This is a genomic window from Gordonia rubripertincta, from assembly GCF_038024875.1.
Classification (GTDB): Bacteria; Actinomycetota; Actinomycetes; order Mycobacteriales; family Mycobacteriaceae; genus Gordonia; species Gordonia rubripertincta.
On record NZ_CP136136.1, the window covers coordinates 860,397 to 872,754 of the forward strand.

At 66.2% G+C, this 12,358-nt stretch carries 6 protein-coding genes and 2 pseudogenes; 7 read left to right on the forward strand and 1 reads right to left on the reverse strand.

The window, feature by feature from the left end; all coding sequences use genetic code 11:
* Positions 1–282: 282 nt before the first annotated feature.
* From RVF83_RS03840 to RVF83_RS03870, 7 genes and pseudogenes are all read left to right on the forward strand, one after another.
* Positions 283–2,499, forward strand: coding sequence for an MMPL family transporter (locus RVF83_RS03840; protein ID WP_005195544.1), 2,217 nt, complete (start codon positions 283–285; stop codon positions 2,497–2,499).
* A gap of 2 nt (positions 2,500–2,501) precedes the next feature.
* Positions 2,502–3,134: a TetR family transcriptional regulator gene (locus RVF83_RS03845; RefSeq protein WP_005195550.1), complete on the forward strand. Its 633-nt coding sequence runs from the start codon at positions 2,502–2,504 to the stop codon at positions 3,132–3,134.
* 153 nt (positions 3,135–3,287) lie between these two features.
* Positions 3,288–4,982 carry a transposase gene (locus RVF83_RS03850; protein ID WP_005194066.1) on the forward strand — a complete coding sequence of 565 codons (1,695 nt, stop codon included), beginning with the start codon at positions 3,288–3,290 and terminating at the stop codon, positions 4,980–4,982.
* Between the two features lie 221 nt (positions 4,983–5,203).
* Positions 5,204–6,487, forward strand: coding sequence for a hypothetical protein (locus tag RVF83_RS03855; RefSeq protein WP_005194085.1), 1,284 nt, complete (start codon positions 5,204–5,206; stop codon positions 6,485–6,487).
* Positions 6,488–6,555: 68 nt separating this feature from the next.
* The gene (locus tag RVF83_RS03860) at positions 6,556–7,800 is read left to right on the forward strand and encodes a phosphatase PAP2 family protein (protein ID WP_005194083.1); all 1,245 of its coding nucleotides are present in this window, start codon (positions 6,556–6,558) and stop codon (positions 7,798–7,800) included.
* 343 nt (positions 7,801–8,143) lie between these two features.
* A pseudogene (locus tag RVF83_RS03865) lies at positions 8,144–9,412 on the forward strand (ABC transporter substrate-binding protein).
* Between the two features lie 112 nt (positions 9,413–9,524).
* A pseudogene (locus tag RVF83_RS03870) lies at positions 9,525–11,248 on the forward strand (ABC transporter permease); the annotation flags it as partial.
* Here the strand turns inward: RVF83_RS03870 and RVF83_RS03875 are convergent.
* Complete coding sequence (locus RVF83_RS03875) at positions 11,245–12,336, reverse strand: IS630 family transposase (RefSeq protein ID WP_341262000.1); 1,092 nt, start codon at positions 12,334–12,336, stop codon at positions 11,245–11,247. The pseudogene RVF83_RS03870 and the gene RVF83_RS03875 sit on opposite strands and share 4 nt — an antisense overlap.
* Positions 12,337–12,358 lie beyond the last annotated feature (22 nt).

A 12,358-nucleotide genomic window follows, 5' to 3' on the forward strand; every position in this document is an offset into this window, starting at 1 on the left:
TCATCGCCGAACAAGCACCTCGCGCCGGGCCGTCGGACAGACCGGCAACGCTGCTCTGTGTCCGATTTGTGGAACTTTGTCACAGAATTCACCCTCGTTCGCGTGACTAACGGAAGCGTGCAGGTCACGCTTGTCATCGCGCCGGAATCGGGGACCAGTGCAAAAGTGGTACTCAGTAACTAGTGTTAGTCACTAACACATGTGGCGCGACCGTCGCATGTCGCTCCAACGGTCGGCGCCGGCGCCGGCCCTGCGCTCGAAAACCGAAAGGGTTCACACGCCATGGCGTCGCTTCTGTTCAGGCTGGGGAGTTTCTCCTTCCGGCACAAATGGGCCGTGATCGCGGCCTGGCTGGCCGCAATGATCGCGGTCGTCTCGCTCGTCGGCGTCCTCCAGCCGAAGTTCGCCCAGGACTTCAGCCTCCCCGGAACCGACTCCGGCACCGCGACCGAGCAGGTCAAGGAATACTTCCCGCAGGTCATGAAGGAGCAGGAGCGGGCCTCCACGAGCATCGTGGTGGCCGCGAACGACGGCCTGCAGAACCACACCGACCAGATCAACAAGCTGGCCGAGGATCTGCGCACCCTGCCCGATGTCATCGCGCCCGAAACGGTGGTGAACCCGGTCGTGGTCGCTGCCGTCGACCCGGCGATCGCCCCGTCGGTCCTCGGTGACAACGGTCGCGTCGGCCTCATCCAGGTCCGGCAGAACATCACGGTCATGGACCTGACGACCGAGAACAAGGAACAGCTCGTCAAGATCCTCGACGAGAACCGCGGCAACGGTCTACAGGTCGAGGCCACCGGCGCCCTGATGCAGGTGATGGAGCAGGGCGGCGCCGCCGAGCTGATCGGCTTCGCGATCGCCTTCGTGGTCATGATCGTCGCCTTCGGCGCCCTGATCGCCGCGTTCATCCCGCTGGTCACCGCCATCGTCGGCGTCGCGATCACCATCATGCTGCTCACGCTGTCGGCAGAGCTGCTGTCGATCAACCAGTCGGCGACCGCCATCGTCACGATGCTCGGTATCGCGGTGTCCATCGACTACGCGCTGTTCATCGTGTCCCGGTTCCGGGCCGAATTGAACCGGGGTGGTGATGCGGCCGATGCCGCGGGCCGCGCGGTCGGTACGGCCGGATCCGCGGTCGTGTTCGCCGGCCTCACGGTCATCATCGCGGTCGTCGCCCTCGTGGTCATCGGCATCCCGATCATCACCCAGATGGGTGCCGGCGCCGCCGTCGCCGTCTTCATCGCCGTCTCTGCCGCTCTCACGCTCATCCCCGCCCTCCTCGGCGCGTTCGGCCGCTTCGCCTTCCGTCCGAAGATCCCGTGGATCAAGCACGCCGAGCAGACCGAGGACGGCGACACCCTGGGCGTCCGCCTGGGCCGCACCGTCGTCAAGGCACCGATCCCGTTCATCGTCATCGGCCTCCTCGCTCTCGCCGCGGCGGCCATCCCGGCCACCAAGATGGAGCTGGGTCTGTCGCTGTCGACCGAGGATGAGGCGCCGGCACAGGCGTTGCTGGGCAAGGGATTCGGTGAGGGCATCAACGGCCCGCTGCTCGTCGTCCTACACGACGACGACGCTCCGATCGCACCCGTCGCCAACGAGGCCGTCAAGCACATCGCCGGCCTGAAGGACGTCGTCAACCCCGGCTCCCTCACCTGGATCGGCAACGAGGGCGGACAGAACGGCAACACCGCGCTCATCACCGTGACACCGAAGAGCGCACCCTCGTCCGAGGCCACGCACACGCTGATGGAGAACATCCGCGCGTACGCGCCGATTGTCGACAGGGAAGGTGCCGAACTTCATGTCGGTGGACAGACCGCGATCATGTCGGACCTCTCGAAGAAGCTCGACGACGCGCTGATCCCCTACCTGATCGTCGTCGTCGGACTCGCGTTCCTGATCATGATCGGCGTCTTCCGCTCCCTGTGGGTGCCGCTGATCGGCACGGTCGGCTTCATCTTCTCGGTACTCGCGACCTTCGGTATCACCGTCGCGATCTTCCAAGAGGGCTGGTTCGGCATCATCACGAACACCCAGCCGATCATCTCGTTCCTGCCGATCTTCCTGATCGGAGTGGTCTTCGGCCTGGCGATGGACTACCAGGTGTTCCTGGTGACCCGAATGCGCGAGGAGTACATCCACGGCATGACCGCCAAGGAGGCCATCGTCGCGGGTTACCGTCACGGCGCTCGTGTGGTGACCTCCGCCGCGATCATCATGATCAGCGTCTTCGCCGCATTCATGCTGTCGCCGGAGACGACGGCCAAGATGATGGGCTTCGCCCTCGCCGGTGCAGTCCTGTTCGACGCCTTCGTGATCCGCATGCTGGTCGTCCCGGCCGTCATCGCCCTTCTCGGTGACCGCGCCTGGACCCTGCCGCGTTGGCTCGACAAGTTCGTCATCAACTTCGACATCGAGGGCGAAGCAGTCCGCCACCGCGGACTCCCGGACCCCGACGACGAGAAGACGCCGGTACCGGCGAGCTGACCGTGTCCACAGCACCACCCACCTACGCCCCGGGCGACCGCCCGGGGCGTCGGCCCGGGTTGCGCGAACAGCAGAAGATGCGCACCCGCAATGCCATTCGCGAGGCAGCCCTGCACCTCATCGCCGAACAGGGCTACGCGAAGACGACCGTCGAGCAGATCGCCGAGGCGGCCGGCGTCTCCCACACGACCTTCTTCCGCTACTTCCCCACCAAGGAGCAGGTGGTGGTCGGCGGAGAACACTTCGAGTCCGAGGCCCGCGCCATCGTCGCATCGATGCCACCCGGACTCGGCCACTTCGACCTCATCCGGCGGCTGTTCACCGAACTCCACCGCCTCACCGCCGACGACCCGTGGGTCGGCAATCCACTCCGGATGCAGCTGATCCGGTCGGAGCCCCTGCTGCAGAACACCTTTCAGGCCGAGTCCGAACGGATGATGACCGGGATGCGGCAACTCATCGCCGACTACCTCGGCCGCGACGCCGACGACTTCGCCCTCTGCGTGTTTCTCGACGCCGTGGCCGGGGTGACCTTCCGGCTCGCGACCGAGGCCGAGGACAACCACCTCGAACCGCCGATCGAGACGACCCTGCGCGCCATCGACCTTCTGGAGCAGGGCCTTCCGCTCGACTGATCCCCCGTGCCGCTGAAATGCGCCCCTGGAATACACCCCCGGTAAGAACCCTCCTGAACGGCTCCGACGACACCACGCGCTGTTGCGTAATTGGCTGGGTCCGGTCCGGCCTGTCGTGGGTGGTTGGCGGCGGGTTCCGGCGATGATGTGTTGGTGGCCAAGGGTTATCGTCCGGTGCAGCGTGATCAACAGTTTCTGATGCCGCCGAGTATGCGGGAATGGCTGGCGGCTGATGATCCGGTGTGGCTGGTCATCGATACGGTCGCCTCGTTGGATACCTCGGCGGTGCAGGCGGTGCGCAAGACCGGCGGAGCCGGTCGCGCCGCCTATCACCCAGATATGTTGTTGACCCTGTTGATCTGGGGTTGGGCACAAGGTCAACGGTCCTCGCGGCAGCTGGAACGGTTATGTCACCGCGACGTCGCCTACCGCATCATTTGCGCTGGTGACGTCCCTGATCACGTGACGATCTCGCGGTTTCGCGCCGACTGCGCACCCGCGATCGAGAACTTGTTCGTTCAAGTGTTGATGCTGTGCTCGCGGGTCGGGATGGGCCAGTTGGGAGTCGTTGCCCTTGACGGCGTCAAGATCGCCTCCAATGCGTCACTGAGCGCCAATCGGACCGAGCAAGGATTGCGCGCAGCGTTGGCCGCCGAGGCTGCTCGTGCCGCGGCCGAACACGAAGCGGCCGATGTCGCCGAGGATGATGCCCATGGTGATGACCGCGGCGATCAGCTTCCCCGCGAGCTTCACGATCCAGGGTCGCGTCACGCCCGGATCACTGAAGCGTTGGCTGACCTGGCTGCCCACAATGAGCAACTCAACGACGCCGAGTCGGCGGCCGCCCAGCGCAAGAATGACCGTGAACAGGCTGGTGAGAAGGCCCAGAAGGCCCGCGAGGAGACGGTACAGCGGGCGCGGGAACGACGGGCCTCTGGCGGGCCCGCCACGGGTAAGGGATCGTTGCCGGTCGAGATCGAGGTCGAGGTGTTGACCGAGTCGTTGGCGCGAGCGATCGCCGTTCACCAGGACAAGATCGACCGCTATCGGCCCGGGCAGCGGGGCCGTGAACCCGGACCGGTCGAGACGAACTACTACGTGCTGCGCGCCCAACGAGCACTCCAGCGGGCCCTGGACCGTCAACAGCAGCGCCACGCCAAATCCGCGCCTGACTCAACTCCCACCCCGCCTGCCACCGCGACTGCGGCAACGACGTCACGGGCGCGACGGGCGCCACGGCGCAACATCACCGACCCGCAATCGCGGATGATGCCGTTGCGTGGCGGTGGTTGGCTCCAAGGGTTCAACTGTCAGGCTGTGACCAGCGACGACGGGCTGATCATCGCCACCGGTGTGGGCAACAGTCCCGCCGATGCCCCCACCTTCACCACGATGCTCGACAAAGCCGTCACTGCCGCAACACTCATCGACACCCATCGACCCCACCCGCCGGCGACGACCGGCATCGGGGTGGTCTTGGCCGATGCCGGATACCTCTCCGAACACAACCTCACCACCCCCGGACCCGACCGGCTCATCGCGACCGGCAAAAGCCGGGCAGTTTCAGAAGCCGCGCAACACACTCCGACCCACGGACCACCGCCACCAGACGCCTCGCCGATCGAAGCGATGGCCCACCGGTTGGCCACACCAGAAGGGCATGCGCTTTACCGTCAACGCGCCCACATCGCTGAAACCCCGTTCGGCCACGCCAAACACAACCTCGGATTCCGCCGCTTCACCAGCCGCGGACTCGATAGAGCCGCAGCGGAATTCAGCTTCCACGCCCTCGTCCACAACCTGTTCAAAGCCATCGGAAACCCCGCCCTGGCCCCCGCCCTCACCTGACACACCGCCCGGCCAGCCACCGGCCAACCCGACCCGAACCCGACCCCCACACCGATTACGCAACAGCCCGACCATGTCGCCGGTCCGGCTGTGGCGGGCGTATCCCAGGGGCGCTTCTCAGGGGCGCATTTTCGTGACGGCTTCCGATGCAGTTTCCGAAAGCCATACTGCACGGACATTACCCGCCCTACGATGAGCTGATCCTTGCAGGAGGGATCAGCATGCGACTCACCCGACACCTCCAGATCCGGCGTTGGCCACGCGCTCTCGCGGTCTCCGCGCTGACGTTCGCCCTTGCGACGACGTCGTTGATCGCGGCCTCACCGCCGACGGCCCGGGGTTTCGCCGAGGACATCTGTTACACGCCGGGTGCTCCGCCGCACAGCTGCGGCCCGCTGCCGGTCATCTGCCCGCCGAACAATCCGAACGATCCGCTCTGCGGCGCACGCGCATTCCTCCGCTACGCATACACACTTCGTCAGCCACTCGGCGGACGCAGCCTGGTCCACACCGATTCGACCTACATCATGGCGCGCAAGGTCGGGTTCTCCGTCCAGGACGCCTACTGGATCGCCGCCTACAGCGAGGCGACCGACCTGGGCACCTTCGTTCCCCGTGACATGCGCGGGAATCCGGTTCCGAACGCGAAGACACTCACCACCAAGGACATCGGCGGACTCGTCCGCACCCACTTCGCCACCGGCGGTTTCCTGTTCCACTTCTTGCCGACGATGCGCGGTCCGCGCGCACCGCAGCCGAACGGCTTGCGCCCCAACGTGAACGACCCACGCCACGAGGTCATGCTGACCCACGTCCGCAAGTGGGCGATGGACGGTCCCGGCAGCGCCGCGCCCCTGTGCACCGGCGGTTTCACCAATCGCACCGCCGCCGGCGACTACGCCACCGGCGCAACCTGTTACGGCGGCAAGCAGCCCGTCCCGATCAACGGCCAGTACAGCCTCGTCGATCCGATCGACCTGCCGTTCCAGAACATGACCGGCCGTCAGGTCATCTCCGGCAGCGTGACCTCGGACCGCTTCGACTCCTATGTGGGAAAGCAGTCCGCCAACGCGCGCACCGGCATCTACATCCACGCACTCGGCGACCGGATCTCCCACCACGTCTGCACCGACGAGGGCCGCATCACGCCGCCGACGCCGCGACAACGCGCGTTCGACATCGACCTCCTCGTGCCGGGTTGCGACCAGGGCCCCCACGCGGTGCGCCACGAGTTCGAGACCGGCGTGCATTTCGACGAGCTGAAGCCGCAGGACCGCACCACCGCCGCGACCCTGTCGCTCGTCTACGACGAGCTGGTGAACTTCGCCCGTCTCCGCGGCACCCTGGACCCGTCGGCCACCACTCCGGCTGCGAAGTCCGCGGTTGTCACCAACGGCCTGCTCCCCGCTCTCCAGCGGCGGAATCCCGAAGCCCGGTTACGCGCAGTGACCTCCGCAGGTTGCCGTCTCGGCGTGCCGGCGTTCCCGGGTAACCCGGTCTGCTGAAACTGGTCTGCTGAACTGCCGCCGACGTCCCAGCCGTTCGTCCGGCGAAGAACATCTAGGATCGTGGGGTGATCTCGGACAGCGACGCCCGACCCCGTACGACTTCCGCACGTCGCCCGCGGCGGGCCCTCTCGCGGTTGTCGGCGTCTGTCGTCGCCATGGCAGCCGCCGTCGTCGCGACCGCCGCTTTGGTCGCACCCACACAGGCCGCACCCGCGAAGCCCACGCCGACGCCGTTCCCGATCGGCGACCTCGCCCGGCTCTATCCGTCGGATGTCTCCTCGTTTCCCGGCGGCATCTACCTGCAGCCCATCGAGACGTTCAGCGCGCTGCGCCGGGGCCACCCCGAGATCATGGCGCAGAACCTCGCCGAGGTCGTGGCGATCAACCAGGCCGCGGCGGCCGACCCCGCCCTGCAGCGGCGCGCACTCACCGACGCCCACGACGATCCGCTCGTCACGATGTCCGACGCGTTCGGGCAGAAACTAGGCCGCCACTTCCGGGACGCACTGGCCGCCGGCCGACTACCCAAGACCAAGGCGATCTTCAGCGACTACCTTGCACGCGGCGGCGGCATCGCCAACGCGACGCTCGTCGAGAAGCACGTCTTCGACAACGACCGCCCGTTCGTCGTCGCCCCCAAACGAATCCGGAAGTACACACGCGCCGGTGAGAACGAATACGACGCGCTCGGAATGAACCCGTCCTTCCCGTCCGGACACGCGGGCATGTTCTTCTGGCGCGGAACCCTTCTCGCCCTGATGCTTCCCGAATTCGCCCCGCAGTTCCTCACGCGGGCTTCCGAAGGCGGTTACCACCGCGTCGTGCTCGGCGTGCACTACCCGCTCGACGTGATCGGCGGCGCCATGGTCGGTCAGGCCGCGGCCGCCGACCGCTGGAACGACCCGGAATTCAACCGCCTGCTCCGCGCCTCCGCCGCCGAGATCCGGCGTGAGCTCGAATGGCGTTGCGGCGCCCCGTTGTCCATCTGCATCGAGCAGGACACCCCGTATCTGGCCGACGACGAGGCGCAGCGCATCTACACCGGTCGCCTCACGTACGGCTTCAGCCGGATCGCATCACCCACCCATCGAATGGTGGTCCCGCAGCAGGCCGTCGACATGATCTCCCCCGCGTTCCCGTCGCTGACCGATGCGCAGCGCCGCCAAATCCTGGTCGCGACCGCGCATCCCGCCGGTTACCCGCTCGACGACCAGCGCCCGGGCCGCGCCTCCTGGCAGCGACTCGACCTCGTGCGGGCTTACACCGCCCAGGTGACCGTGGACGGAAACGGCGACGTCACCGTTCACTGACGACGCTTCCCACTTCCCCTCACTGAATCGTTTGTCCCACTGCGCGTTGCGAACTCATCGCAGGCGCCATCTCGTGGTGCCGATCTGGATCAGAGTGTGTCCAGTTTGCCCGAACAGCTTGACACCCGCGTAAGAATGTCGCCAGTTTTCGGGTGGTCCACGTCACACCCGAGGTGGACTCACCGCCCGTGAACTGGGCGGACGGCGCCGAAGCTCACATCCAGTCCGACGACTGGGTCAACGAACTCACTCACCTTCAAGCCCCGCCGGGGCGATGTCGTCATGCCCACTTCCCGGGCTGCTTCGTCGTGCCCGGAGACCATCGCCGAAAGGCAGTCGGAACATGCGTTTGTCGAACTCTCGAGGAGCCGGACGGCTGGCGGCGGTCGCCGTGGCCGCGGCATGCATCTTCTCCGTCGTGTCATAGAGCAGCGACGACGGCGGATCGGACGGCTCCGCCGCGGATTCCAGCGGCACCAAGGCCTCCGGCGAAGCCATCAAGGTCGGATTGTTCAACCCCTCCAAGGGACCGGCGACCCAGCCCGGTGTCACCACCGGCAAGCAGGCCGCCCTGGACTACATCAACAACCAGATCGGCGGCATCAACGGCCGCCCCATCGAGATCGTCGACTGCGGCATCGATCAGACCGCACCCGAGTCGACGGTGTCGTGTGCCAATCAGTTCGTCGAAGCCGGCGTGGTCGCCGCGATCGACGGGTTCAACGCCGAATCCGCTGCCGCCGTACCGATCCTGACCGCGGCGAAGATCCCACTGGTCGGCCAGATCCCGTTCAGCACCATCACCGGCGCATCGGCGGACAATCGCGTGTACTTCGGCCCGCCGCCCGCCGCGTTCCTCGTCGGCTTCATGCAGCAGCTGAAGGCCGACGGCAAGACCTCGCTCACACTCGCGAACGCCGACCTGCCGCAGGCACATCAGGTCTTCGACGGCCTCATGAAGCCGCTCGGCGCGCAGCTCGGCATCGAGGTCAAGTCGGTCTACTACCCACCGGCCGGACCCAACTTCACCCAACTGGCCAGCCAGCTCGCCGAGGGCAATCCGTCGGCGGCCGGCCTCATGACCGCACCCAACGACAATGTCTGCACCAAGCTCGCCCAGTCGCTGCGCTCGGTGAAGTTCGAGGGCACCATCTTCATGGCCGCCTGCACCGACTTCATCGACACCCTCGGCCAGCAGGCCGTCGGCGCCCAGACCTACTCGCCGTTCTGGCAGCCGCCCGCACTCGACTCCACCCCGGCTGAGGTCAAAGGCAACCTGGAGACCGCACAGAAGTTCATCGACGACCAGAGCGGCACCGCCGGTTTCTACGCCTACGGCACCTTCTCCATCCTCGCCGACTTCGCGACGACCGTCGGCAACGCCGAGCTCAGCGACTACACCGGACCGAGCATCCTCGGCGCTCTGAAGGCGGTCAAGGACTACCAGTCCTTCATCGGACCGAAGCTCAACTGCGGTAAGCCGACGAGCCCGAACTGCACCACCGAGATGCTGCTGTTCAACGTCGTCGCCGACAAGAAGACAGAACCCGCGATCGGCGGATTCATCACCCCGCTCCCGGCCGCGCTCGCCCTCATCCCGGGCGCCGCGTAAGCGAGCACGACACGGTAGGGACGGGCCCCACTCCGGGGCCCGTCCCACCACCCACCCGTCCGCGCAATCCGTCCGCGTGTCCTGCGCACGCGCCGAACAAATGAGTTGCCACATGGGCCAGTTCCTCCAGTTCGCCTTCCTCGGGCTAGCCGCGGGTGCCATCTACTCGGTCCTCGCCTCGTCCTTGGTCGGCATCTACGCCGCCACCGGCATCATCAACTTCCCCCAGGGCGCGATCGGTCTCTACTCGGTCTATCTCGTCGCCGCGTTGCGCACCGACGGCAGCCTCGTCCTGCCCATCGGCACGCTGAGTCTCGGCAGCGAGGACAACCCCACGTCGATGGAACTCGCACTGGTCCTCGGCGTCGTCAGTGCGGTGATCTGGGCGCTGCTCGCCCACGTCCTCGTCTTCCGCCCCCTACGACACGCCCCCGTGCTGGCACAGGTTGTCGCATCCGTCGGCCTCATGCTGTTCCTGCAGGCTCTCGTCCAGCTGCGCTTCGACACGGAAAACCTCTTTGCGCAGTCGATCCTGCCCGAGGACACCGTGGACATCGCCGGTGCCGTCGTCAACGTCTCCGACCTGGTCCTCGCCGGTGTCGCCATCGCGGTGTCCCTGTTGCTGTGGGCCTACTTCCGTCTCACCACACTCGGTGTCGCGACGCGCGCCGGCTCCGAGGACGAACTGGCCGCCCGTCTGTCCGGCTACTCCCCCGACCGCCTCGCCGCCATCGTGTGGGCCATCACCGGCGCAGCCACCGGTCTCATCGTCGTGCTGGCCTCGTTCACCATCGGCCTGACCGTCACCAGCTACACCTTCTTCGTCATCCCGGCGCTGGCGGTCGCCCTCGTCGGCCGGCTCACCTCCTTCGGGATCGCCCGCGCGGCGGGACTTGTGCTCGGCGCCTTCCAGTCGGTCATCTCGTGGCTCGCCACCAGGACCTGGTGGCCGGAGTGGGCGCAGGCCGGGTTCGGCGACGCCGTGCCCTTCCTCATCGTGGTGGTCGCGCTCTTCCTTCTCGGCGGACGTATCCCGTCGCGCGGATCGCTCGGCGAGGTTCGCATGCCGGCTGTGCGCATACCCCGCATCCGGGTCGTCCCCACGGTGGCGATCATCGCGGCCGTTGTGATCGCCATCCTGCTCACCTCCGGCACCTGGCGCTTCGGCGTGGTCACCTCGGTGATCCTCTCGCTCATCGCGCTCTCGCTGGTCCTGCTGACCGGTTACCTCGGCCAGATCTCGCTGGCGTCCATGGCTTTTGCCGGTGCTGCCGGTTTCGCGCTGTCAAAACTGACCACCAACTGGAATGTGCCGTTCCCGTTCAGCATGCTGTTCGCCGCGCTGATCGCGACGGGGCTCGGAGTGCTGGTCGGCGTCCCGGCGCTCCGTATCCGCGGCGCACAGCTCGCCGTGGTGACCCTGGCTGCGGCACTGGCGATCCAGAGCTTCGTGTTCAACAATCCGGCCATCACCGCATACGAGGGCAACATGATCGCCGACCCGACGCTCTTCGGCATAGATCTCGGTGTGCGCGACGGCACCAACCTCGTCACCCTGCGGTTCGCACTGATGGTCCTCGTCGTCGTCGCGATCGCCACCCTCGTGGTCCTGCGGTTCATGGGCGGCTCGACCGGCCGCGCCTTCCTCGCGGTCCGTTCCAACGAGCGCGCCGCCGCATCGGTCGGGATCAACGTCGCCGCAACCAAACTCCTCGGTTTCGCCCTCTCGGCCTTCCTCGCCGGCATCGGGGGTGCCTCATCGGCTACAGCCGCGGCCAGCTCTCGGCCGGCTCGTTCACCGTCATGATCGGCCTGACCCTGCTGGCGATGACCTATTGTCCTGAGTCATTAATTCGTGTGCAGTAGTGGGCGATGGAGTCGAGGATCTGGTCAGCGGTCTTGACCCACACGTAGGGGCGGGGGTTGTCGTTCCAGGTCTCGATCCACGCTCTGATGTCGGCATTGAGTGCTCGTACGGTGCGATGGGTGGAGCGTTGGAGTTTCTTGGTGGTCAGTTCGGCGAACCAGCGTTCGACGAGGTTCATCCAGGATGAGCTGGTGGGAGTGAAGTGGACAACAAACCGCGGGTGCGCGGTCAGCCATCGCTTGACCGCGGGTGTCTTGTGGGTGGAGGCATTGTCCATGACCAGGTGGACGTCGAGCTCGTCGGGTACCTCGGCGTCGATCTTGCGGAGGAATCCGATGAATTCCGTTGCGCGATGCCGTGAGTGAAGCGAACCGATGACTTTGCCCGACGCGATGTCCAACGCCGCGTACAGGCTGGAGGTGCCGTTGCGCACGTAGTCGTGGCTGGCCCGTTGCGGGGTGCCCGGGAGCATGGGAAAGATCGGCTGGGTGCGATCGAGCGCTTGGATCTGGGTCTTCTCGTCAACGCAGAGCACCAGGGCACGTTCGGGTGGGTTCATGTAGAGCCCGACGACGTCGCGGACCTTCTCGGTGAACATGGGATCTTTCGACAGCTTCCACGAATCCTGTTTGTGTGGAGCCAATCCGAACGCTCTCCATACACGCGACACGGTTGACTGTGACATGTCGAGATGCTCGGCCATCGCCCGCGTCGACCAGTGTGTCGCATTCGTCGGAGTGGTCTCGAGAGTCGCGGTGATCAAGTTTTTGATCTGCTCGTCGTCGACGGTGCGAGGTCGCCCAGGCCGGGGTTCGTCGAGCAACCCCTCGCAGCGGTGCTCGACGAACCGGCCTCGCCAGCGCCGCACGGTACCTCGGTTGAGGCCGAGTCGTTGTGCCACTTCAGTATTCGAACCGCCATCAGCGGCGGCGAGAACGATTCGTGAGCGCATCGCCAAACCCGAGGCCGTCGTTCGCCGACGCGCCCACCCTTCGAGCTCACGGCGCTCGTCATCAGTCAGAACAATATCCACTGCTCGCGGACCCCGGGTTGCCATTCCCTAGCCTAACAACCGAACG

Bases quoted from the DNA above. Each gene is read 5' to 3' on its own strand.
- RVF83_RS03840 (WP_005195544.1), top strand. From the start codon at position 283: ATGGCGTCGCTTCTGTTCAGGCTGGGGAGTTTCTCCTTCCGGCACAAA.
- RVF83_RS03855 (WP_005194085.1), top strand. From the start codon at position 5,204: ATGCGACTCACCCGACACCTCCAGATCCGGCGTTGGCCACGCGCTCTC.
- RVF83_RS03875 (WP_341262000.1), bottom strand. From the start codon at position 12,336: ATGGCAACCCGGGGTCCGCGAGCAGTGGATATTGTTCTGACTGATGAC.